The sequence below is a fragment of the Algoriphagus aquimarinus genome (genome assembly GCF_900112005.1).
Taxonomy (GTDB): Bacteria; Bacteroidota; Bacteroidia; order Cytophagales; family Cyclobacteriaceae; genus Algoriphagus; species Algoriphagus aquimarinus.
Genome location: NZ_FOKK01000008.1, coordinates 1 through 24,589, shown reverse-complemented (window position 1 = coordinate 24,589; position 24,589 = coordinate 1). Strand labels below are relative to the sequence as shown.

The following is a 24,589-nucleotide window of genomic DNA, read 5'->3' as shown; positions in this document are numbered from 1 at the left end:
TGTAATTGAGTGTTGAAATGATCAATTCAACATAAGTAGTTTTTGCCTACTTTATTGCACCCTTCAATCACTGCACCGCTCCAGTTAGCCCATAAATAATAAGATTTGAAAACTTTTTAACCCTCCTTCCTAATCACCAAATGCATCTGCCCTGGATCATTCAATAGTCTACCCATCTCAGCCTGAATAATATCTCTGACATCCTGCTTGATCTGAAGGTAATTTCTCTGTACAATAGTACTATCCAGCTTTCGGATTTCAGGGATAGGCTGATAGTTTTCCTGTTCCTTTTTCAGCGTCTGATGATCGTTGATTATTTCAGCATGAAAGGCTTTTAACCTCAGTTTACACTCAGGTTTATCTGCCACCATCCCCACAAATTCACCTGATGAAAGTGAGGATATCGTGGAAGGTGGAACAGCTGATTCCAATTGCTTTGACTTACTAATAGAAGTATCGCCACTGTTAATCGACAGGCTCTGTCTGTCTTGCATGATCTTCCCAATTCGGTCGGACAATTGTCTGGCTGAATCTCCATTCACTTGTCCCGAAACGATGTTTCCAACTATACCCATAATCACATCTGCAAGCTCTCTCCCATAGTCTTTTCTAAGCTGACTAAGATCCTGAACTCCCAATGTCGTAGCAACTTTATTACTCCTTGCCGTGGCAATCAAACTGTCCATGCCGTTCAAATAGATGGTCGGAAACTCATCGAAAATCAAGCTACTTTTTAGCTTTCCTTTTTGGTTTACCAGCTTCACCAGTCGGTTTACATACAATGATAAAACTGCTCCATAGATCTGGATCTTCTGAGGATTGTTTCCCATACAGACTAGCTTTGGCTCTTCGGGATTATTGATATCCAGCGTGAAATCATTTCCTGAAAGCACATAATACAACTGCGCTGAGGACAGCCTAGCCATGGAGATTTTGGCCGATGCAATTTGTCCTTCCAACTGCTCCATCACATCATTTAGATAGGCATTCACGAATGGATTGATCAGCACATCAATATCCTTTTCGGTACGTAAAACCGTAAATAATTCATCGTAATCAGCCTGCATCAACTCAATCACATGAGGCAGTGTACAGAATTCTCCACCGTTGTATTTTCGCAAAAACCAGATGATGGCAGTCAGGAAATTGATCGGTGACTCCACAAAAAAGTCTCCCTGCTTTTTGATCCATTCCCTGTTCAAACCCATCAAAATAGTACGTGCTGATTCCGCTGCATCAGTAATATCCAGCATTGTTTCCGGTGCCAAAGGATTGCATCGATGACTTCGTGTAAGGTCATCAAAATTGATCACGTAGAACTCCGGGACTACCCGATATAGATGCTTGTTTTTAAGCCAGGTATTGTAAACTATGGAGGACAGATCATCGAATTTGAAGTCATACACAAACATGGAAAAGCCCTTTTTGATGTGCTGGGTGATCACATGACGGATCACAAAATAGCTCTTCCCCGATCCCGGTGTTCCCAATACCATCAATCCACGAAAAGGATTGATGATATTAATCCAGCTGTCTCTAACCTTTCCTTTCAGGCTATATTTTGCAGGTAAATTGACTGAGAATTCATTCTCAGTCAGTCGTTCTTCCTGAGGAAATGTTTCATTTTCTGAATTGAAAACATCACTACTGAGCTGGTCATGAATAATTCTCGAGAGCTTTGTTCCTCCCGAAAGTATAAGCAAAAAACCTAGGGAGGTGAGCGTCATGTAGGCAATCGAAATCCATTCTATATGAGCTTTCCAATGCATTACGATGTAACTGCCGAAGTAAAATCCCAGACCCAGCAGGCCATAGACCGAAGCCGTTTTGGCGTTCATACTTTCACTCTTCCTACCCTTGATTCCCAAAAGAGAGATGGCCAGCAAGGCAATCGCAATAAGCTTGGAAGTGTAAAAATTCTCAAACAGACCCGTATTAAAAATGTTCTCTAAAACTCCATCTGTCAGATCCGAAACCAGCCCCCAATCTTTAAATGTAGCATAGCAATAGTAATAAAAATGCAGTCCCAAAACCCCAACCCCCATTAGGCGAGTCATATCCAAAATCTTGCGTAATCCCTGTTCATTTTCTCCGGTTTGCATCCCCATCCCCTCTTAGTTTATCCCTATTATTTTACTTGTTTTCTTTTCTTACGCTTCTTCTTTCTCCATTCCAATGGCAGATAACTATACGTCTCCTCTGGAGTTATTACTGTGTCCAACATACCTCTTGAAGAGCTATTGGAACTTCTGGTTTCCTTATCAGTAACCGGTAGAATTAGTCTCTGATCTCTTAGGTTTTCCTGCGCTTGACTTGGTGATTTGATGTATGATTTGGGAGTGACCGTGTCATTTTTCTGATTATTTCCTATTCGATCCAACAGTCCATTCGCACTGTATTTCTTACCTAATGCACTTCCATTAAACACACATTTGGTTCGATGGTCCACAAAAGTGACCCCATACAATCGACCCTCTTGATTCTCCCGTTTGACCGTGACAATTCCCTGCTTCTCCATGCTTTTTATTACCTCATCCAAACTACCTTTAGGCATCTTCAAAACAGTTAGATCAATTGCTGATCGAATTGATTTGATATGTTTCTTGCGTTCCAAAGCATTAGTCTCAAACTTGGATTCAATCGCATTCAGTGTAGCTCGAAAGTGAAAACTGCTTGCCTTTATCGGTACTCCAATCTTATTTCCTTCACCATCTAATACCCGGTAAACCAGTCCTCTATTTTTAAAAATCCGTGATTCTTCAGTCCCACGGTCAGCCACTATTCGATAGCCTTTCAATACCGCATTTAGCTCAGGCAAGGAGGTGTAGCTATAGTTTTTTAACACATGTTGCAACACATTTCCAATGGCTCGTTTAGTCTCAGATTTACCATAGTCTAGTCTGGAAATTGAAACAGGCTTTGCTATAAAAAGCCCTTGCTTTTGGGACTCTGCTGGCACGAGATCAAACTGTTTTTCGATAGACTTTCGGGTTGGTTCAGACTTGAGTTTACCGATATTATGCAGAGCAATCCGCTTTCCATCCAACCCAATATTCGTCGTCACGATATGCAGATGTGGGTGGCCAGCATCGGTGTGTTTATACACCAGATAGGGTTGGTTTTCAAAGCCAATCCCGCGCATGTATTCTTTGGCTATATCTTGTAATTTCTTGGTTTCAAAGTCCTCTCCCGGAGCAAAGTTCAATGAAATATGGACTGTATTCACTGAAGTTCTGGAGTTTAATTCAGTCAGTTTAAGCATATATTTCAGACGAATATCTGCAGACTGGGACGCTTCCTCAACCGGATAGTTTTGAGTAAAAAGTAATTCAGCCACTCCTTGTTCTACCTTATTTTCATTGTAGTGGAATGGTCGTCTCAAAGAAGCGCTAGTCTTTATGATTGCAACCATTTCGCTGCCGTTTGATTGATAAATCGGTTCACCAAATCAAGTGAATTCAGGATTTCTTTCTGCAATTGCTGACCTTGAGCAAGATCGGAATCCCGCTCATTTTCACCCCTTGAATTCAACTTTTTTGCTATCTGATTGTAGTTACCGGCAAGACCGTGCAAGTCCCTTCTCATTGCAGTTAACTCAGCAAGTAGGTCCTGCATTCCGGTATCCCGATACCTGCCGATAACAGGCTTTTTCAGCAACAATTGTCTGGCATAATCACTCAGACTATTCTGAACAGTTTGTCCAAAATTCTCTTGAATACTCTCATATTCCTTAAAAGTCAATCTGACATGAAGCCATTTGTTTCTCTTGTTGTTTTCCTTCATCACGTTTCTTTTTTACAGTTCAACATCCTTACAGATTCCAACCCCACGACTTCGGAGTTAGGGGTTCAAGATCCGGTTGTGATACAACCGTACATCTTGCCGATTTCGGAGGACACAGGAAATCCCGTTAGCTTTTTAAGGTTTTTGAAGCTTTGGAAAAATCTCTGGCCATTTCATAACCCGAGTCGGTAGGTGATACAAGTATAAAAAGTGAAGGGATCATTTACCTATCCTGATCAATCTCTAAATAAGCTCATTTCATTGATAGACAGTAGATTTAGCAAATCAAAATTTCTAACTCAAAACCAATGAAGACATGGCTATCTCATCACTTGAAACTATTTACGATACTTTACTTGCCGTTCCAGGTATGCATGACACGGTAAAGATCGATCTGAAAATTCCCCGCAAAACCGTGTTGTTGCTGACTGAAGTAATCACCCGTGGAATGGAACAAAAATCTGAATCCGGAAAAAACCCTATTCACATCTCAAAAGAATCAGAAGAAGAACTGAATACCATTATCTCCGATAGCCTGGAAAAAGCGGGACTTACTACCCTAAACTCCAAACTAAAAGCCTTAACAAATCAAGGTTGACTTAAACTTTAAAACCAATCAGTGTATGAAACGGGAAGAGACGGATAAACTAAACAGGGATGAAAGAATAGACCCAGATGCAAATCCCCTAATCTCATTTGGCCGGGACGATGATTTTACCGAAGAACTTATCAAAGGCATCTGTGAAAAAAATGATTCAGAATTAAAGACACCTAAAGAAAAAGTCCTTCCATCAGGACACCTAAAAACTGCACAAAGTCAAGAAGGGAAAATAACAACCCGAAATCAGCGAACCTCCAGAAAAAAGAGAAAGGGTATCACTTGAATGGGTGCGCATTTAAATTGAAAAAAAAACTAGCATGCGGCTGAAATATAACAGATCGGAAAAGGACCTGGGAGGGAGTTTTCAGAATAATTGTAGTATTGTTTAACCGTAAAACCTGACTGACCGAGCTTAGCCTACGGCTCAAAAAATAATGGAAGATTAAATGAAACCAGGTTAGTTTCTTAATAAAAATATTTTCTGGCTTTTACTATTTCAAGTAATGATATTTTTAATTTTTCGGTCCATACTTCATTTTAATTAAACAAGACGAAAGCTCCCTATTTTATCTGGACTAAATTCTGTATTCTCAATTAAATAAGCTTTCATAGCCTCAACAGCGTTGTGACTATGTTTTTTTCGGTTCTTGCCATATTTCTTTGCGACACCTTGAGTAGTCACAAAGCTAACTTTATAGGTTTTAATCAAATCAAGGTGAGAACCTTTATAGTAAATTTCCTGAATGCGATGTCCTTTCGGATTTTCTATTCGCATATTTATTTGCAATCCTAAAACACGTTTTATATAGCCTCCCATTTGACCAAACGGTTTGCTACAGAAAGTACGTTCCAGATTTTCCTCCAGCATTTCTTTAATCTCTACACCAGTTAATTCCACCGTTGAAACGGGTGGATTCATAGGAGTGATATTATAAATATCATTTTCTGTAATATTCCCCACTGCTATTGGCGCACCATAACGCCATCCATTTGAAAATGCAATGTCTGTATTGGTAATGTAAGTAATGGCCTTTAGTAGAAAATTGTCCATTGTGGAATTAGTCGTGTTATAGCGATGCAAAACCTCATTGGTATGGCCTATAACTTTGTTGATAATCTCGTGATAGGGCTTTAAGGCTTTCTCAACTAAATTATCTACCTCAGGATTTATCGGCACCGAACTATCTACTTTTATAAGCTCGTAATTACAGCTTTTGATTTCATTTTCCTGAAAATCAATGGTGAAATTACCAATAAATGCTCCGTGACATCCACATTGCACAACACGAGCTCCATTGACTTCAACTGGGCTATAAATCCTGTTATGAGTATGGGCACTCAAACAAATGTCGATACCGTTTACTGCTTTCAATAATTCCACATCTTGAGGAAAACCGTTATGCGATAGTAGCACAATTATATGTGCTCCATCAGCTTTCAATTTTTTAATACATTTTGGAAGTTCGTCAATTCCTGAAGTAAACTTCAGACCCTTACTCATCTTCTCAGGCATCACTTTGTCCACTATCATAGCGCAGATACCGATCACCAATTTTTACACCCCCTTTTTCCAATAACTCAGTTGGTTGTAAAAAATTGGAACCATCTACTTTAAACACATTGCAACCCAGGATTGGGAAATTCAACTGCTTATTTATTTTTTGTAACTGTTCTGGTCCATAACCAAAATCCCAATGCCCTACCAGCGCATCGAGTTTTAGTGCATTTAAGATGGGGATGATAGCCTCGCCTTTCGAATCCACAAGGGGTTTAGTTCCATGTAGCGTATCGCCACCATCAAACAGTAACGTATTCGGATTATCTTTTCGGATATCCTCCACTAAACCTGCAATATGGGCATACCCCCCCACAGTCTCAACTACCTCACCCGTTTCATTATAAAACAATTCAGGATGAGGAGCGAGATACCCGTGCACGTCGTTTATAAATACTATATTCAGTTTCATAATTTTCAATTTTAAATGAAAATATAAATTTGATAATCTATTATAGCCAAAGTTGAACCGCCAACACAGCTGCGAAAACACTACTTTAAACTATTCAGGAATTTTTTAAATTCTGGATCGCTATAATCGGCCATTCCTTTGTGTGTCAATGCCAAGTTTCCTGCGGCATCAATAACATAGGTGGTTGGTATGGCCGACGATTCATACATCGCTGGCAAATTGTCTGCTGGAGCATAAATGGGCAGGTCGTATCCTTTGCGTTTATCAAAAGCTTTTGCTTTTTCAAAATTCTGGTCGAGCGATAACATTACAAAAGCGACTTCATCCCCCATTTCGTCGTGCAACTTATCTATGCTGGGCATTTCTGCAATACAGGGCGCGCACCACGTGGCCCACAAATTTATAAAGATGACTTTGCCCTTAAATTTATTTAGAGATACGGTCTTACCTGCCTTATCAATCAGGTTAAAGTTAAAATCAGCTTGAGTAAGATCTAGCTTAGCCGCTTCAACTCTATTTTCGACTTCAGAATTCCGCTCATTTGTAATTTCCTCCATGTCGGGATTCATTAAGCCTGTTGCGAGCAATCCCCGTTGGGCAAAACCAATTACCTCAGCATGTAGGCCTGTTGCGTAAAGTGTTATGCTCACAACAGCTAAAACCCCATACTGAATCCATATTTTCTTTGTCTTCTTATTTTCCATTTTGAATTGTTTTTATAATTGAATGAATTTTATTGGTTTAAAGGCTTAAACTTATATATCCTTGTTTCTGTAACTGAAAATTGTATAGAATTCCGTTTTCGACGACCTCGATTTCTTTGGGAACTTTTGTTTCATCGATCTTGAATTTATGAAGGGAAAAACCACACGCTATGATACGTACACCTGCTTTTTCAGCTTTTTCAATAAAATCACTGATCTTTTCAGGATCGGTAATATCACCTATTCCTATTCCGCAGATGATAATCTGAAAATCGCCAAAATTCTGTCCATCTTCTTTTTTAAGCGCTTCTGCCGTTAAAATTATGGGCTCTAATTGGGGTACTTTTTTGGTGAGCACTACATAATTGTGTTTACTTTTTTCAACTAGTTGCTGAGCTTCTAAAGTTGTTGTGCTAAAAAGAACAACTATAAGAAGAATTAAACTTAATAAATTAGTTTTCATTATGATTTATTTTAAAGGTTATCGGTTTCATTCAGCTATTTTAGATTATTTATATTCCCTTCTTTAATTTCCTCAGAAGGGTTTGTCAATACCAAATCACCCAATTGTACATTACCAAATATTTCTACTAGACTATCTAACCTGATCCCTTCTTTAATAGGCACTCTTTTGATCAGATCCTCCCTTAGTGTCATAATAAAAGTCCCTGACTGGGCATTGACGATGCTTCGGGGAGAAACCCAATAGGAAGAATCATTTCTGTGAAGGTTCAACCTCACCTGGGCATATTCGCCGCCACTTAGCACTCCCTTCGAATTTTCCACATCAAATTCCAAAGTAATCGATCTGTTTTGTTGACTCAAAATGCCTGAGGAACGTGACAGATATGCTTCAAAATCTTTCCCAGGAAGTGAACTAACCATAAAACTGGCTTTAAGATCATCAGATATAGCTGCTACATGCTTCTCAGGGATAGCTACAGTCAAGCGTAATTTATCCGCTTGGGCAATGGTAAATATGGATGCCTTGTAGCCAGGACCTACCAATGCACCCAGAGATAAATTCCTTTGCGTGATTATTCCCTCAAAAGGAGCAGTGATCTTCAAATACTTTTTTAATTGCGAGCTTTGCTCTGTACCTGCCTGTGATGATTCAAAGGCAGATTTTGCACTCATCATAAAGCTATTGGCCCGGTCAAGTTCTATTTGGGCGACTGCTCCCTTAGTTTTGGATGCTTCCGTCAGTCTCTCATACGCCTGTTTGGCAAACAGGTAATCACTTTCCTTTTCAGCCTGAACCGATTGATCTGATAAATATTGTTGATCCACCTCAGGAGCGACAAGTTCGGCCAGGAGCTGTCCTTTTTGTACAAAATCGCCTCGTTGCACATAGATTTTCTCAAGAAAGCCATTGATCTTAGCATGAAGTTCTACCTCCTCATAAGGTGCGAGTTCTCCCGGCAGGGAAAGTGGATAGTCCTGACTTGCATAAATGATCTTTTCCACATCCGGGAATACATTCTCTTCCTTGGCAGTTATTTTGACTTCATCTTTCTTATCATATTGGGAAGTACATGCAGAGATTGACCCTGCCAGTAAAATCACGAATACCAGATAGTTGCTGTTTTTTATTGCTGTTATCATATAGTTGCTTTTCTATTAGTTTGTATTCGCATTATGCCTTAAAAAAAACCGGTTCTCTTCATCATCAGGATCCATAGAAGGGCTATGCGAGGAAGAACCGGACATTACAGAAGCAAATAGGTGCGGCAACAGTATCAAAACAGTTACTGTAGAAGCTAATAGCCCGCCGATTACGGCCCTTCCCAGAGGAGCAATCTGCTCTGCTCCATCTCCTAAACCTATTGCCATGGGAAGCATACCAGCGAGCATAGCTGCAGCAGTCATCAATACCGGTCGGAGCCGGGAAGCGCCCGCAGATCTACCCGCTTGGATAGGTGTCAATCCTACTTGTTTTCTATAATATTCTGCTTGGTTGATTAACAATACGGCATTGGATACAGATACACCGATGGACATAATTATACCCATATAGGACTGTAAATTCAGCGTACTTCCGGTCAAATAAAGCATCACTAGACTTCCGGCGAAAACAGATGGAATTACCAAAAGGATAACAATGGGCACTCTAAATGATTGATAGTAAGTAGAGAGCATCAAAAATATTGCTATCACCGCAACTCCCAGACCTGCAATTAGGCTATTTAGGGTATCATCTAGGAGCTTCAAAGTCCCCTCTATCCAAATAGAAGTGCCTTTAGGGGGAGTTCCTGCGTCTTGAATTGCCTGCTTTACATCCACAGAGGCTGTTCCAAGATCCATCCCATAGACGTTAGCAATCAGAGTAACATATCTATGAGGTCCTTTACGGTTAACTTGGGCAGCAGTATAGGTTCGACGTATGGTAGCCACATCCTCTAGTACCGGTCTTGGACTTCCTTTTTTAAGAGGAATGGAACGCAACATTTCTATTGAGTTCATTATTTCTTCGGGGATTTGCACCTGGGATTGAAAGACAAGTCCAGATCGGGGATCTATCCAAAGATTCTTATCCGTATACCGGGAGGAGGAAGTTGCAGTAACCATACTACGTGTTACATCCTGCATGGTCATATCAAACAAAGCTAACTTCTCACGATCCACCTCAATCTGCAAAGTGGGATACGATAAGGGCTCAGCAATTCTAACATCTCTCAGATAGGGGATTTTCTTTAGGTTTGCCTCGATTTTACCTGCATGTTCAGCAGCAATCTTTAACTGGGCAGCTCCTACTTTTACTTCGATTGGGGTCATAGCTCCCTGGCCCATTATTTTTTCGGTAAGTTCCATGGGTTCAAAATTAATCATCGCATTAGGGTGTTTCTCTGATACTATAGCTCTGATCCGCTCTTTCAACTCCTCCATCGAACCACTATAATATTCTTGATCTACTGAGACTTGCAGCACTGCTTCGTGCGAAGCATTCGTAAATAAAAATATTGGATTAATGGGAGTGGCCGCAGGATGCATACCAACATAAGCTGATGTGATTGCGAGCCCGTTCTCAGGTAGTTCCCCTTTGATATCTACAATTACTTCCTTGACCAATGCCTCTGTTTTCTCAAGCCTGCTTCCTTGGGGAGCTTCTATCCGAATTTGAAAATCACTGCTGTTCGATACTGGCATGACGTCCTTCCCTATCACATTTAGGAGAATCACTACCATACCTCCAGCCACAATAAAATATACCAGAAATAACACAAGGGAATTACCGGACCACTTTCTCAATAGAAAAGTATAGCGGGTTTTGACCTTTGCAAAGAAGGTTTTTTGTCCTTTTCCAATGGTAGCGCTAGTTGGCTTATGGCCTTTCATCAACCAGTTGGCCAGGATGGGCACAAAAGTCTGGGAGGCTACAAAAGAAGCGATCATTGCAAAAGCTACTGCAACAGATAAAGGCAGAAACATATCCTTTGGAATACCTGTCATAATAAGTGCCGGAGTAAGTACAGCAAGAATACATAGCAGGATCAGGAGCTTAGGTATGGATATTTCCAGCAAGGCATCCAGAATTGCCCGCTGCTTTTGTTTGCCCAAATCTATATGCTGGTGAATATTTTCAATGGTGACCGTTGCTTCATCCACCAGTATACCTATAGAAAGAGCCAATCCACTCAGAGTCATTATGTTGATCGTATATCCAAATAAATAGAGGCCGCATACTGCGGATAAAATGGCTATAGGAATAGTCAGCACAACAATGAATGCTCCTCTTGAGTCTCCCAGAAAAAGAAGAATCATCAAGCCTGTAAACAGAGCTCCCAAAATTCCCTCATGGATCAGATTAGAAAGTGATCTTTCTATATACTTGGATTGATCAAATTCATAACGCATCTGTACATCCGCCGGTAACAATCCTTTAAGTGTGGGGATTGCGGATCTAAGATTTTCTACCGCATCGATGGTAGAAGCATCCGACTTTTTGATCACAGGAAGGTAAACAGACCGTTTTCCGTTGACAAGCGCAAATCCAACCGTCTGATCTGCGGCATCTTTTACATGTGCAACATCCCTGATAAATAAGGTACGACCCTCCACATTTTTGATTGGTATATTCAGAAATTCATCTGGATCTTTAGCTATAGAATTGATTGGAGCCATAAGATTTTCATCGCCGATTCGAATATTTCCTGCAGGCGAAGGGTGGCTGTTCTTTGTAATGGCCAACGTAATCTCTTCCGGGCTCAATCCGTTGGCCTGCATAGCCTGTGGGTCGATACTGACTACAATAGTTCTGACGTTTCCTCCAAAAGGTGCTGGCGCTGTGATTCCGGGAATTGTAGCAAACATGGGACGTATTTTGGTGACTACCATCGTCTGCAGTTCAGTAATAGATCGTTGGGGACTTTCGAAAACCAATTGGCCTATCGGGAGTGAATTGCCGTCAAACCGTACCACCATTGGAGGTACGGCCCCGGGAGGTAGAAATCCCATTGCTCTGGAAACCTGGGTGGATACCTCCCCTGCTGCCTGAGCCATATCTGTGCCTGGATAGAAGGTGAGTTTCATGAGACTAAGTCCCTGTACACTTTTAAAATCAATATTCTCTATGCCACTTACATAGAGTAAAACCTTTTGAAATTCATTGGCCATAAAACCATCCATATATGCTGGTGACAGGCCTCCATAAGGCATGGCTATATACAAGGCCGGAAGTTCTACCTCAGGAAATATGTCGACTTTTATGTTTTTTATAGCATTATATGAAAAGGCAGCAATAGCCAACACGACAACCATGATGGCGATGGGTCTTCTTAACGCAAAGCGAATTAGATTCATCTTATAAATTTTAGAGGTTGTGAAATAAAAAATCAAAGTCAGTAGTTATCTCAGCCTCTATTGCCAACTGAAGCCAATAGTCACGAACTGCTTTTATATGACCCGATTCTGCCTGCTCCAGATACATCCGGATTTGAAGTAATTCAGTCAGGGAGATCAATCCACTTCTGTATCGTGCCTTATACATTACGTATGCTTCCTCAGCCTGCCTGACAGCTTGCTGTGTCTTCACTAATTGTTTTCGTTGTTGAATTATTAGACCTCTCGCTGCACTCAGATCCTTTTCCATAGCCTGAAGCTGTTGCTTCTGTAGATAAACTAACCGCTCCGCATCCATTAACATGGCATCCGACTTCAACTTATTTGTCCTAAGACTGGTAAGATTCCAAGTTAGACCTGCCCCGACCAGCAGATTATTAGTTGAATTGGAAAATCCATCCTGCCATCTTCCGCTTACGTAGCCATCCGGTCTAATCCCAGTTCCTCGGAGGGCATATCCGCCCAGAAACCTAAGTGAAGGGAGCGCTGACTTTTTCAGGACGGAACTTTGAAGTTTAGAATAGTCGGATTGTAAGTGAAAATATTCCAGAAAAGGGTGGTCATTGTTTATCTCACTAAAGGATGTCGAACCCTTCAGGCTGGGATCTATAAACCTTCTGCCCGAGTTGGTAAAATTAATCTCCCGAATCCCATGCAGTTCTTCAAGCTTTTGAACAGACGCGTTTTGGATTCCCTGCCAATAATCCACATCTGCAAGTGCCTGGATATAGGTGGTATGCGCCAATAAGCTATCCGCGGTTGGCTTCAGTCCACTTCTAGCCAGTCCTGCGGCTATTTTATGAACTTCGCTAAGTCGATCTGCATTTTTTTCCGCCCAACTCAATTTGGAAGTGGCATAGAGAACCTGGACAAACCTTCCAGTGAGCTCCTTTTTCAGTTGGATCAGATAACCTTCCTTCTCAGCATAGTAGCGAGCCGTTTGGGTTTCAGCAGCTTTGTTTTCGGTCTGTTGCCTTCCAAAGGAAAACACCTCAAATTCGAGCGTAGCTGAACCAAATGTATTGGTAGAAGTAGAAGATCCTTCCGTTGGGGCTACTTTTCCGCTGACATTGAAAAATCCAGGCTGGGGGAAAAATGCACCATTACTTCCCTCAAATGTGCCAAATGTATTCTGGAGCTGAATATTTGCCTGTGGCAAGGCGTTACTTTTAATTGCTTTTTCATTGAATTCGGCGGCAGTTATGGAAGATTGTCTGGCATTGACTCCAGGGTAGTTTTTTTCTACCTCATGCCACAATTCACCAAGGGTAATTGATTTTTGTTGGCCCTGCACAGAATGCGCAGCCAAGGCCAGCCATAGCATAGCTGACAAAACTTGTTTTAGCATGTTAATTTAAATTCTTTGCCAGGGGAACCCCTAACGTCTACTTAGTCTATTGAACTGTGAAAGTGGGTGAATCCCGAAAAATTAATGGGACTAAGTAGTAGCCTAAATAATCAGTCTATTGTGCTGAATAAAAATTGGAAGTGAATATCTAATACGGGAACTGTCTCCATACAAGGGATGCAGTGGGCTTGAGGTAATTTGGTCTAAATCAAAAAGTAAGGGAATTACTGTAGCCAATGAGAAAGCAACAATAGCGTGTGATGGAAGCTTTAGCTCAGGATTTTGGATAACGAGGTCTTTTGCAGCTTTTTCTTGACCACAATCAGCGGACTCCGTGATCAAAAATGAATGATCGGTTCTCTTGAAATCTTCTTTTTTGGTACTTTGCTGAACTCCCAAAATATCTTTGACACTCGCTTTTACCCCACAGGATGACAGGATAATAAAAAGAACAGCAGCTAAACCGAAAACGGAACGCCATCCATAACCATTAGTCCTATCGCTGTTTTTAATTTTTATCACTATTAAATTAATGTATTCTTAGGGTGATATGTTGGTACTTGGATAAACTTAGACATCCTGACCTTACAAAGAGTAGAATACGAGACATGAATAAAAAAGTTCTGGGAACGCAAAAATATACAAGTATTAATCCAATTACAAGGGATAGGGGTACGCCATTTATATAGCAAGAATGGCATCCTCAAAGGTTTTACTCACATTAATAGCAATCCTTTAAATTTATTGATAATAATTAATTCCCTGTATCCTGCTCGGTAAATAAGTAATTGTAAAGCTGTGTTGAATCCTATTATTACCAATATAGTTCAGGTTCCTTAAAAAACTATCTCGATGTATTTTAAGATTGTTGCTCTGCCTTTACATTCCTTTAGACATCAATATTTTTTGTTTAACCGGTTAATAACCTTTCCGGTCTTCAAATCTGCTTTATACAAATCGATTCATGGACAACTGGAATGAATCGGTTGGTATGGGGCTGATCAGCTTTTCACCAAAGCCCTTTTCCGCCGGAACAAGGAAGTGGGCTTTGGGATCTGTCTTATGTTCTGTTTTTCTTTTAACATCTTCTTTATTTCTTGACAAAGCATTATCTCTAACAAACATCCACCAAAACATTAACAGGAATATTCCTCCCAGTATCATTGGAATGGTCAATAAATTGGCAATTCGTTCAATCGTAGAAACAACAAGTGCTTTGGAATAACTGGAATAATGCTGCAATCCTCCAAGCCCTCGTCGCTCGAAACGTCGCCTACCCACCCAATACCGAATCGCAAACCCTGAAAGCACCAGAGCCCCTCCTAAAACAGTCACTATTAAATCCTCTAAAATCATAACATCAGATTTTTTGTTTATTGATATCCCATATCGGTATCATCCATCCGTTTTACCAGACTGTCCTTGAGACTATCCAGAAAAATAGTTCTGTTCTTTTTCCTTCCCCGCATGCTCTGAAAGGTTCGGTAGAAGTTTCCCACCTGCACATTGAACAGTGATTCCATAAGGGTAATGATTGCCTTCACATCACTCTTCCCATGATTTACCGCTCCCCTAGAATGCAGCGCATACGCCAATTCGATCAGACCGGATTTTGAATCCGTCCACTCATGACTGGAAAGCTCACTTACTCCATCATCACTTCCTTTTTCCAGCCTGTAGATTGTTTTACGAATATGATCAGTCAGACTCTCATACCCCATGATCTTGGCCAGCTTGCTGCTGTTGATGGTGGAAAATGAAGGATCAAAGTCAAAGGAATAGTCCGGGATAAGCGAGACGGGCTTGGAATCCCTCAAAAACAGTTTTTCGTCCTGATCACTTTTTCCCAATTGGTAATAAATGTAAAGCTGATGGTTTCTGACAAAGAACTCCTGGATTTGATCCAACACATGGGGATAATAACTTTTGATCTGTTCCTTTTTCCCTATAGGCTTTTTTGCTTCTATGTAAGTTAGTTCTGAGTAGAAAATCAATTCCTTAAAGAGCAAAGGCTTGTATTCCTTAAAAAACTGGATCTCCTCGTGAGCATCACGGAATGTATAGCTTGCCATAAATTCCTTCAATCGGATCAAAATCGCATTGACCACCTGACAACATCTCTCAGCTTTTTGCAGTCCGTTGGAAGTCTCCTTCGACACCTCCTTCAGTGATTGTTCCATCTCCACAAAAAGCGCTTCTATAAATGCTTTCATATCCTCCTTGTTTATTACCAAAACACCTCCTGCCTCTCAACTCATTCAGCGCCTCATTTTTTTCAACTTCTCTGTTGTCCATTAAGAATGAATTATTATTCCTTTGCCTCAAAACTATCCATATAAGCCTCCAAATTGACTCTGCAATGATCAAGGAATACAGTTCGGTTTTTCTTTCTGGACTTGATTTCCAGGAAAGTCCTGTAATAACCCTGCAGTTCTTTACCGAACACTTCCGACATGAGAGTTGCCAATTCTACAACACTGGCATTTCCGTAATTAATAACATTGGATGTTTTTAGGGCATAAACCAATTCCACCAGATCCGTCTTTTTCCCTGTCCAATACAATGATGGATTTTTATCCTCCCCAACCGAATCTTGAGCATCATTTAGAATCAGTAATTGATCATGAATATAACCTGCCAGTGAAAGAGTGCCCATGATCCTGGCACAGTATAATGTATAGACAGTACAATATCTGGTATCCAGCGTATGCCAGAATAAATTGGGCTTATAGACAGGTGCCTGTGAACTCCTTAAGAAAAACACCCTATCCTGGTTCTCTTTTTTCATCAACAGGTAATTGTAAAGATTCTGGTTGTTTTGGAGAAACTCCTGTACACTGAGCAACTCCTTTTCGTAGAATTTTCTGATTTCATGTTCGGGTCCAGCTGGTTTAATAGACTCCATATTGAAAAGTTCAGAGAAATACACAGATTCTTTGAGAAATTTTGACATGTGATGTTTAAAGAATTCTATCTCTTCTTGCTCAGAAACAAAATCATACTTGTCCATAAAGAGCTTGATCTTATCCATTGCCTTGTCCACCAAATGAAAGGCAGACTCAAACTGAATAAGTTTGTTTTCTCCATCTAACTTCAGAATTGACAACTCCCTTTTTAAGTTGGAAAGTATCTGTATTGAAATTTCGATAATGTTCATAACAGGTTAGTTAAATTGCTCGCTCAGGGCATCTTATATCTAGACGAAATAGATAGGGACCAATGGACGGAACCTGCTACCTTATATTTAATCTGTTTGAGGTATTTGAGCATTCCATTGTTTTCAGGCCTGAATTCATCTCGCCAATTTCTATCCAGTTTCATAAATTCTTCGAGCACCGCAGTATGTTCGTCGAGAATTGATTGCTGAGCGGTAGTAAAATCCATCTTTTTATGATGCATCAAAAGCGTAATGATATTCATAAAGTCTCCCTGAGAAGCTTCTTTATTGTAAGAAATCAGGTCATTGGACAGATAGATCAGCCTTGCCCCCAATTGTCTTAGCTGTTCTGTTCCTAGCCAATCAGCTCCATCACTCTTGAACTTATCCACGGATTCAAAGGAGCAAAGTGCGAGGGCTAAATTTCCTCCAGAGAAATATGGACGGCTATTACGGTATTCTTCCAATGTAGGAGGATGACCTCTATCTTTATGTTCTGATTCGGCCTTGTTATATTTGAGATAAAGTAGAACCTCTGAAAATACCAAATCCATTAGATCTTTACTATAGGCAACCATTACCTTAAATTCCTTTGCCAGATCCATAAATGCATTTAGATAGACTAAAATCCTTGAGGGAATGTGCTCCAACTGTTTTTCATTGATAATAGCTTCAATTCCATCTAGCAGATAGCTCCAAAAGTTCACTTTTTGTCCTACCGGCAAACTATCAGTTATATCATCCAGATAGAACAGCCATAGGTATAGCTTCGAAATCCAAACCCCTCTCTCAAAATCAATTTCAGGATAAAGACTGGAAGATAAATAGCTAAGCTTTTGTTTTTTGTAATAATCTACTTCTTCATTATTCCTAAAAATCGAATGGAAGTTGATCGCCCATGACACCGACAGGTCTTCAATCTCTGCTGCATCGTTGTGAACATAGGCTGGAAAAGGATAATTAAGCAATTTTTCAAGTTGCTTATTTTCTCTACTAACCTTCCTAATTTTAGGAAACGACTTTATACGAGCAGCGGTGGCGTAACTAACTCCCAGCAAACTTGCTTTCTCCTTATTGGTTAGGTCATATTTGAAAGAAGGAAATTTCTCCTCTATTACTCGGATTTTATCCCGATAATTCATTTGAGTAAACGCATGCCACTCAAAATCAGCATTTCGCACTTTTGCTATCTGGGATTTAGAAAAATCCGTAAAATCTGGGATTTCCTTAAGCAATAGCTCCTCGTTGAGATAAGAAAGACTGATGTAAACGGAATCGCCAAGTGCTTTGAAATGATATTTGCTGGGAATCTGCGTCTGGTATGATTCGAAGTCCATAAAGACATCGCCAGGAAAGTATAGTCGGGACAATTTCCCTGTGTAGTACATCCCTATCAAACCTTCAACAAGAAACCTGGATTCATTTTCCACTGCACCTGCATCACGAATAATAATTTTTCTTTTAGCCTGTCGCAGGTCCAAAAATGGTACAAGCTTTTCAAAAGCTGCATCACCAACTTTACCTTCAAGACCAAAAAGGGTTTTTAGAACCTGTGGGTCCAATTCATACCTTTCCATAATGGTATATCCATAAGATGTAACAATACTTCCGATTCCTAAACTCCTTGCCGAAGTCCCACAAATATAATTGCCTTTACAGTTGATGATCAACCGTTGAATTTGCCTATTGCCTTTACTGAGTTAAAAAACAGTAGTACATTTTAAATTCACATTACCTAAAAACCAAGTAATCAGGGGCTTTATTTTTCAAAAATTTCAAAATTGTATAATTGATACACTTTTTAAGTTTACTACCCACCTTGTGAATTCCCTTTTTTTAAAAGCCTCAACTTTCCATTGAACATGAAACTGAATGGAAAACACAGAAAAATCAGCTATCCCAAGCATCCTGCTGATCCTCTTATGGACCTATACAGGATTGGACAAACTCATTAGCTGGGACGCCAGCAAAAAGGCGTTTCATAACCAAACCTTTCCGGCGGAATTGGCAGAGATTCTAGCATTTGCTGTACCTATCTCAGAGTTGCTGATTGCTTTACTCCTACTCTTTTCGGTCAGCAGATGGTGGGGATACCTCTCAAGTATCCTCCTCCTCACCGTCTTCACCACTTATGTGGGACTGATCTGGGTGGGAGCTTTCCCAAGGATTCCCTGCAACTGTGCTGGGATCCTGGAATCACTGGGATGGGCGGAGCATTTCTGGCTGAACAGTTTTATGATTGTGCTAAGCATCATAGGACTTTCAGGCACAAAAAAGCGGGATCCAAAGGTCCCGCTTTAAGGTGTTAATTTTCAATTAGGTGACAGCAACTAATCCCTTATACAAGTTAAACTAAAACTCAAATAATCAACATAAAAGACTACAAAAATTTTAGAATGTGACACAAATTCTAATTAATCAAAAAAACGGGGCAGGAAAAGGCATTATCCCACCCCAAAAAATTACACAAATAAGAATTAAATCAAACCCATTACTTACTTCGCCTGTCTCCGAGTCTGGAAGTGGAGACTCCAAACTACACTGGGCGATGTATAAAGGGACATGCCGAAAACCCTTAACAGAGTAGGCACTTTAACCACATCCCGAAGGAAATAAACTTGTTTCAGCTCGGGATCCCAAACGGTTTCCCTGTTTTTGATCTGTTAAAAAACAGGACATAACGATGAATAATTTAATTAAAAGATTACCCCTTTTTGCATTTGTTTTGGCAGCATTTGCAGCGTTTGCCTTCACCAGCCCGAAAAACGTCGGTGAATTTGGACAGTCTGGCGGAATTTGGTATGATGTCACCAATGAAACACCTGGGCCTACCTCTTATGAGTGCAACAATTCTCCAGACCAAACCTGTCTATATGACCAGGCATTCGGGATGGGACAGCCTCTATCAGGAAGTACCAATAAATTGTTTGTACTTCATGACGAGGATATTCCGCAAGCGGAATAAAGTAAATCAGGCCGGAAAACCTCCGGCCTTTTTTTGATCTATTTCATAAAAGCCAGTTCTCTCTGGGCAATTTTCAACTGAAAATTCTCAGGCTTTGATTCAAATAGAATCTCCTCCTCTTCCAGACTTCTTTTCAAAATATAGTACTGGTTATCCCAATAGCTGAATCTTTTTAAGTCAGCCCATCGCTGACCTCTGAACAGCAAAGACTTCCTTCTCTCAGAAAGAACAGTTTCCAACAATACTTCTTCTCCTAACAGTATTGGAATTTGGCCGGAATACCTCTTCTCGAGCAGGGAAACCAGATTTCCCAATCCCTCTTCCTCATTTCCCAACCGGACATTACTTTCAGCCAATATCAGATAAACCTCATCCAATCCTATTCCCGTAAAGACGGAATAATCTCCGGTATAGCTTCCTCGAAAGGATACCGTCCCGAAATCATTGGAAAAAGTATACAGTGGAAGCCTTAGATCTAGCGAGTCAAAACTTCCCATTAAATCGGCAGTAATAAAAGCTATGTTATCATTTGACACGGTTCCCTGGCTTGCCATATTTGTGAACAACACCGTCTCGGAATTGAATAGGTTAAAAGGATACGATGATGTACTGTCCAGCATTCCATAATCCATTAAAGTGAATGGTCCTGCCAATACCTGCTCGGCATATTCCCTAGCATTTTCGTACTTACCTAAGTACAGATTAATCCTTGCCAATAGTGCATACCCTGCATATTTGGAAGGCTGGGAAGCATACTCAGGTATTTCCGGAAGAAGTGAAAGAGAATTCTCTAAATCTCCCAGGATCATGGAAAATATTTCCCCGGCATTGGCATTCTCTTTGGTTGACCCAAGCTCAGCATCTGTCACCAAGGGAATAAAATAATCCGACTCATCAAAACCACTTTCCGGTATAGGAAGATGTAGAACAGCCAGTTCATAATAAGCATGCGCTCTCCAGAACAGGGCTTTGCCTTTCAATCTATTCAGATCGTCCACAGACCATTCGGGAGCCGTATTCACTTTATCCAGGATAATATTGGCATTGAAAATTTTTCGATACATCAGAAAATAATCCAGAGGGCTCTCATCGGGGAGGTAGGGATCATCTGACCACAAATAGGCATTTTGCTGCCAAGGCATAAACCGCTGCCAATTGGATGCTAAGGTATAATAATCATCCGCATACACAAATGGTAAAACTGGAGTCAAATTAATCTGGTCATAATTATCTATCAAAGCCTCATACTCTGAAACAGATTCGGGCACGAGGATATTTTTATTTGGCTTCTCATCAAGGAAACCGCTGCATGCGCTAAACAACATCAGCGCGAACAGATAGGTGTATGAAGTATTTTTTATCATAATATTGGAATAAGAAGGGGTGGTAGGATTTACCTACCAGTGTCTGATTGGTACATTTAACCTTATGAAGAAAGCCAGGCACGTTTACCCCTAAGATTAGAAATCGATTTTTAAGCCTAAGGCAAATGAAGAAAGTGGTTTAGCAGTTTGGAAATCAGGATCAAGCGAATCATCGGAAGCTTTCCACAGAATCCCAAGATTGTTGGCATAGCCATACAGTTCAGCACTGCGTAATGGAAGCCATGGCCGCTCCGTCTTTATAAAAGAATACCCAAGCCTTATATCCTGAAGTCTTATATGATCTCCTTTCTCCACCAGAATTGCAGAATTTGAGTAAAATAAATTTCTTGTACTGCTTGCTGAAGCTGGCATGGAAGGGATCTGGGTCTGCTGCTCATCCCCTGGATTTTTCCAGCGGCTTTCGTAATCACCATGACCTATCTGTCCACGTAGCAGTGAGGCATAATCAATTGATCTGCGACGGTAATAGTAGCCTAACCTATACGTGATGTTTACTGATAGACTGAATCCTTTCCATCCGACTGTATTCCTCAATGACCCAAAAACAGTGGGACGTGCCGGACCATGATAGACCAGTGTTTCCGGACTGGCTGTAGTGATAATGGGAATGTACTCTTCACTTACTTCCCCGTCCATTATCCCCTGTGGGTTGCCTGTATCTGGATTCAATCCGGCCCATTCATAGGAATAGACTGAAAAAAGAGGTTTCCCTTCCACAGGAAAGGGTATTGCGGAATTTACAGCGTTGATCAGGCTTGACCCCGTTTGATCTACATCTACCCTGGTCACTTTATCCTTAACTTGGCTTAGGAAAAAATCGGACTTCCAGGTCACGCTTCTATCAATCCATCTGGCTCCCAAAATGAGGTCTATACCATTCGTCCTGCTTTGGGCATAATTTCCCGTTACCCTGGATAGCCCGGTAGATATGGGCACCTCATACTGACCGATTAGATCCTCGCCTTTTTTAACATAATATTCAAAGGTACCCGTCCATCTTCCTGATTTGGATTCGAAATCCACCCCTGCATTGGTGATTCCTACCTTTTCCCATCGCAGCCCTGGATTTGGCGGATTCTGGACAGTGGCAGCTGGCATATTCGGTATATAGGCATAATTAGGTTGATTGTAGTAAGCAGCGGTAAGCAGTCCTGATAGGGATTTGTCCAGATTTCCGCTATAGCCATAACTCATCCTCAATTTCAAATATGAATCATTAAGAAATCCTGAGAACGGCTCCTCACTCAAAGTCCAGCCCAACCCGGCGGACCAAAGTGGAACTCCCCTGTCATTTGCATCAACTCCAAAAAAGTTGGACTGGTCTTTTCTGATGCTCACGGTTACATCGAATTTTTTTCTGAAGGTATAGCCTGCATTTCCATAAAAAGAAACAAACCTGTCGGTCAGTCCGCTATGACTCATCCCTGATTCAATGGTAGCGCTGGCAGCTGGGTTATAGAAATAGGGGAAACGCGTCAGGTAATCAACTACTGAACTTGTGCCGAGCGCATCATTGTAGCCATAATACCTCACCTCATCTGAAATAGAGGATAAATCACGGATTTCCGAACCTGCCAGCACAGCGAGTCGGTGCATATCCGACCATTCTTTGGTGTAGTTCACCACTCCTCTCAGCGTTTGGGAATACGAAGTAGCATTGGACAGGTCGAGGATATCACCTTGTGGAAGATAATGCTGAACCGTCCCCGACTCCGTCAGGTAAGAAAAACGGTTGAACAAATCCCTCACATAATAAGAAGACGCAGGGTTTCTGTTTCTGGTGTTGCTTCGGTTTGTCCAGTATTGATAAGAAAGTGTGGCACTAAGCCCTTCTAGAGGCAGTACTGTCAGGGCCGTTTGAAAGCGGCCGTCCAATACCCTAGCGTTCTCATCCAGCTTCCCCCGTTCATTGAGCGGCACATTCTTCCAATCCAGCAAGCCCAATCCTTGAACAGAACTGATGTATCTCGAGGATAAATTCCTGTATATGGGAAGAGGCTCTCCCTGCTCGTCTGCAAGACTGGCATAAGGGAAGCTTTGAGGGATATCGGTAGTTCCGGTATCATCCGACTGGGTCAGGTAAAGACCTACTGACCATTTCAGTTTATCCTTGGCAAAAGACCAGGAATTCTTTGCCTGAATGGTCCATCTTTCATCCTTGTTTCCAGTCACTCCCTGTAGGTTTCTGTCATACCCCACGCTGAAATAATAGGTATTGGAGGTTGATCCACCATTGAGGGAAAGTGCATATTGCTGACTGATTCTGGATCGATAGTAATAGTCTGCAAGATCCCGTCTTAAGTCCTGTCCTTTGTAACTTGATATCAGAGATTCTGCCGCTTCTGAGGACAGTAAACCATCCCTTTCTGCTATTAAGGCTTCTACCACCGGTGACAATGCATTTTTGTTTCGGCTGTTTTCCTGCGAGCGGTAATATTTGTTTGCAAACAGCTGTCTTTCTATTTCTACAAACTCCCCCATATTCATCTGTGGGACATAAAAGGGATCAGTTTTTTCAAACACATTCACCGAACTGTTAAAACTCACCCGCGGTGCTGAGGCCTGTGCCCCAGATTTAGTGGTGACCACTATAACCCCATTCCCTGCCCGCGCACCCCAAATAGAAGCTGCGGCAGCATCCTTTAGCACAGTGATCTGTTCGATGTCATTGGGATTGATGCTTTCCAGGGGACCGTCGTATGGAAAATTATCCACAACGATAAGGGGAGCAGTGTTTGCAAAAAGGGTTGATCTTCCCCTGATAGAAATCTGATCCCTGCCGGTATTCGGACCACGGTTGAACGATACGCCGGGAGAGACATCCTCCAGGCGGTCAATAAAATCCGAACTGACCTTCCTAAACACAAGCTTTTCGTCCAGAGAGACAAATGAACCTGTTACCCGTTCTGCAGGAAGGGACTGATACCCTGTGGACATGACCACCACTTCCTGTAATTCACTCTGATCATGCTCCAGCTCAATCCGCAGAAGCTCCCCGGAAGGAAAGGTGACCGGAAGTGATTTACTTTCCATCCCGAGAAAGGACACCTTGAGTAAATATTCTCCAGGAGCAGCTTTAACTTCAAAATACCCATTCTCATCTGTGATAGTCAGCTGAAGTGAATCCCCAAGGGTCACCAGTGCGCCACTCAGCGGCAGCATGTCATCCTGGCTAAAAACCTGCCCTCTGATGGATGAAGCCTGATTCTGGGCCTTACAAAGAGTGCCTATCAGGCACATAAATGTCAGTATCGTTACTAATCTTTTCATTTTCTTATGGGGTAAGGGTGGACAATTCTTCAGCAGTTTCATTTTTCATTTGCCTGATCAGCTCAATAAGTTTTTCAGGTTTATACTGCTGGCGGGTGATCAGCAGGAGGCGATTATCAGCGTCCACAAATAGCTTCTGAGGAAAAGAAGCTATTTTGTAATAATCCAATAGTCCTGTACCGGGCGTCTCATGTAAATTGATCATATCAGGATGTACATACCGACCTGAGCTCAGTCCTTTCTCCCAGTTATCCAAACTGTTATCAGCATTTACTGACACAAAGAGGATATCAGGATCATCCTTCAGTTGTTCGAATACTGGTTTGAGCGTCTGCTGATAATAGCGCATACAGAACTTGCAGCCGTTCACCCAGAAACTCATTACCACTGTTTTTCCCTCCAACTGCTCTAGGGGAAAGGGATTTCCGCTGCTGTCTGTCAGGGAGCCCTTATAAAAATCCGTCCCTTTTAAAGATTGACTTGTCCTAGAATAGGTTTACACAAAACGTAAACTATGAAAAGACAGCAAAAGAAGATAAGAACAGGTGGTTCTTTGAGTTGGGAAGAACG

22 protein-coding genes are annotated in these 24,589 nt (G+C 41.2%); 4 read left to right on the top strand and 18 right to left on the bottom strand.

Translation table 11 applies throughout. The annotated features are described in order from the left end of the window. Window positions 1-116: 116 nt before the first annotated feature. From mobC to BM291_RS11700, 3 genes are read right to left on the bottom strand one after another with little or no spacing between them, the layout of a single operon-like run. Window positions 117-2,102, bottom strand: coding sequence for a conjugal transfer protein MobC (gene mobC, locus BM291_RS11710; RefSeq protein WP_092897933.1), 1,986 nt, complete (start codon window positions 2,100-2,102; stop codon window positions 117-119). Between the two features lie 26 nt (window positions 2,103-2,128). Continuing rightward, window positions 2,129-3,412 (bottom strand): relaxase/mobilization nuclease domain-containing protein, encoded by a 1,284-nt coding sequence (locus BM291_RS11705; RefSeq protein ID WP_092897592.1) that lies wholly within the window; start codon window positions 3,410-3,412, stop codon window positions 2,129-2,131. Further along, the gene (locus BM291_RS11700) at window positions 3,397-3,783 is read right to left on the bottom strand and encodes a plasmid mobilization protein (RefSeq protein ID WP_092897590.1); all 387 of its coding nucleotides are present in this window, start codon (window positions 3,781-3,783) and stop codon (window positions 3,397-3,399) included. The genes BM291_RS11705 and BM291_RS11700 overlap by 16 nt, the downstream gene beginning before the upstream one ends. Window positions 3,784-4,099: 316 nt before the next feature. Here BM291_RS11700 and BM291_RS11695 point away from each other — a divergent pair, with 316 nt between their 5' ends. After that, window positions 4,100-4,381, top strand: a complete 282-nt coding sequence (locus BM291_RS11695) for a hypothetical protein (protein ID WP_092897588.1) — start codon at window positions 4,100-4,102, stop codon at window positions 4,379-4,381. Window positions 4,382-4,406: 25 nt separating this feature from the next. Further along, window positions 4,407-4,667, top strand: coding sequence for a hypothetical protein (locus tag BM291_RS11690; RefSeq protein ID WP_092897586.1), 261 nt, complete (start codon window positions 4,407-4,409; stop codon window positions 4,665-4,667). 258 nt (window positions 4,668-4,925) lie between these two features. Here BM291_RS11690 and BM291_RS11685 read toward each other — a convergent pair whose 3' ends face one another. From BM291_RS11685 to BM291_RS11635, 12 genes are all read right to left on the bottom strand, one after another. After that, a complete protein-coding gene (locus tag BM291_RS11685) occupies window positions 4,926-5,897 on the bottom strand; it encodes a bifunctional metallophosphatase/5'-nucleotidase (protein ID WP_217647313.1) in 972 nt (323 codons plus the stop codon). Next, on the bottom strand, window positions 5,890-6,351 hold the full coding sequence (locus tag BM291_RS22150; protein ID WP_217647312.1) for a metallophosphoesterase: 462 nt from the start codon (window positions 6,349-6,351) through the stop codon (window positions 5,890-5,892). Before BM291_RS22150 ends, BM291_RS11685 begins: the two co-directional genes overlap by 8 nt. 80 nt (window positions 6,352-6,431) lie before the next feature. Next, a complete protein-coding gene (locus BM291_RS11680) occupies window positions 6,432-7,055 on the bottom strand; it encodes a TlpA family protein disulfide reductase (RefSeq protein WP_092897584.1) in 624 nt (207 codons plus the stop codon). A 37-nt stretch (window positions 7,056-7,092) separates the two neighbouring features. Next, on the bottom strand, window positions 7,093-7,518 hold the full coding sequence (locus tag BM291_RS11675; protein WP_092897582.1) for a DsrE family protein: 426 nt from the start codon (window positions 7,516-7,518) through the stop codon (window positions 7,093-7,095). Between the two features lie 35 nt (window positions 7,519-7,553). Continuing rightward, window positions 7,554-8,660, bottom strand: coding sequence for an efflux RND transporter periplasmic adaptor subunit (locus BM291_RS11670; protein WP_092897580.1), 1,107 nt, complete (start codon window positions 8,658-8,660; stop codon window positions 7,554-7,556). A gap of 15 nt (window positions 8,661-8,675) precedes the next feature. Next, window positions 8,676-11,855 carry an efflux RND transporter permease subunit gene (locus BM291_RS11665; protein WP_092897578.1) on the bottom strand — a complete coding sequence of 1,060 codons (3,180 nt, stop codon included), beginning with the start codon at window positions 11,853-11,855 and terminating at the stop codon, window positions 8,676-8,678. Between the two features lie 10 nt (window positions 11,856-11,865). Continuing rightward, entirely contained in the window at window positions 11,866-13,242 is a 1,377-nt protein-coding gene (locus tag BM291_RS11660) for a TolC family protein (RefSeq protein ID WP_092897576.1), read from the bottom strand. A 102-nt stretch (window positions 13,243-13,344) separates the two neighbouring features. After that, window positions 13,345-13,764, bottom strand: coding sequence for a hypothetical protein (locus BM291_RS11655; protein ID WP_092897574.1), 420 nt, complete (start codon window positions 13,762-13,764; stop codon window positions 13,345-13,347). Between the two features lie 426 nt (window positions 13,765-14,190). Continuing rightward, window positions 14,191-14,598 carry a hypothetical protein gene (locus BM291_RS11650; RefSeq protein ID WP_139229086.1) on the bottom strand — a complete coding sequence of 136 codons (408 nt, stop codon included), beginning with the start codon at window positions 14,596-14,598 and terminating at the stop codon, window positions 14,191-14,193. Window positions 14,599-14,615: 17 nt separating this feature from the next. Continuing rightward, window positions 14,616-15,455, bottom strand: a complete 840-nt coding sequence (locus tag BM291_RS11645) for an RteC domain-containing protein (RefSeq protein WP_092897570.1) — start codon at window positions 15,453-15,455, stop codon at window positions 14,616-14,618. Between the two features lie 95 nt (window positions 15,456-15,550). Then, window positions 15,551-16,399: an RteC domain-containing protein gene (locus tag BM291_RS11640; RefSeq protein WP_092897568.1), complete on the bottom strand. Its 849-nt coding sequence runs from the start codon at window positions 16,397-16,399 to the stop codon at window positions 15,551-15,553. Between the two features lie 23 nt (window positions 16,400-16,422). Continuing rightward, on the bottom strand, window positions 16,423-18,069 hold the full coding sequence (locus BM291_RS11635) for a terpene synthase family protein (RefSeq protein WP_139229085.1): 1,647 nt from the start codon (window positions 18,067-18,069) through the stop codon (window positions 16,423-16,425). Between the two features lie 202 nt (window positions 18,070-18,271). Here BM291_RS11635 and BM291_RS11630 point away from each other — a divergent pair, with 202 nt between their 5' ends. Further along, window positions 18,272-18,700: a MauE/DoxX family redox-associated membrane protein gene (locus BM291_RS11630; protein WP_092897564.1), complete on the top strand. Its 429-nt coding sequence runs from the start codon at window positions 18,272-18,274 to the stop codon at window positions 18,698-18,700. Between the two features lie 382 nt (window positions 18,701-19,082). Further along, window positions 19,083-19,364, top strand: coding sequence for a DUF6520 family protein (locus tag BM291_RS11625; RefSeq protein ID WP_092897562.1), 282 nt, complete (start codon window positions 19,083-19,085; stop codon window positions 19,362-19,364). A 38-nt stretch (window positions 19,365-19,402) separates the two neighbouring features. Here the strand turns inward: BM291_RS11625 and BM291_RS11620 are convergent, their stop codons facing one another. The 3 genes from BM291_RS11620 to BM291_RS11610 all read right to left on the bottom strand — a co-directional run bounded on the left by BM291_RS11620 (window position 19,403) and on the right by BM291_RS11610 (window position 24,407). Beyond that, window positions 19,403-20,728 (bottom strand): RagB/SusD family nutrient uptake outer membrane protein, encoded by a 1,326-nt coding sequence (locus tag BM291_RS11620; protein WP_092897560.1) that lies wholly within the window; start codon window positions 20,726-20,728, stop codon window positions 19,403-19,405. A 96-nt stretch (window positions 20,729-20,824) separates the two neighbouring features. Next, window positions 20,825-24,019 carry a SusC/RagA family TonB-linked outer membrane protein gene (locus BM291_RS11615; RefSeq protein WP_175499691.1) on the bottom strand — a complete coding sequence of 1,065 codons (3,195 nt, stop codon included), beginning with the start codon at window positions 24,017-24,019 and terminating at the stop codon, window positions 20,825-20,827. A 4-nt stretch (window positions 24,020-24,023) separates the two neighbouring features. Continuing rightward, window positions 24,024-24,407 carry a thioredoxin-like domain-containing protein gene (locus BM291_RS11610; RefSeq protein WP_245786857.1) on the bottom strand — a complete coding sequence of 128 codons (384 nt, stop codon included), beginning with the start codon at window positions 24,405-24,407 and terminating at the stop codon, window positions 24,024-24,026. Window positions 24,408-24,589 lie beyond the last annotated feature (182 nt).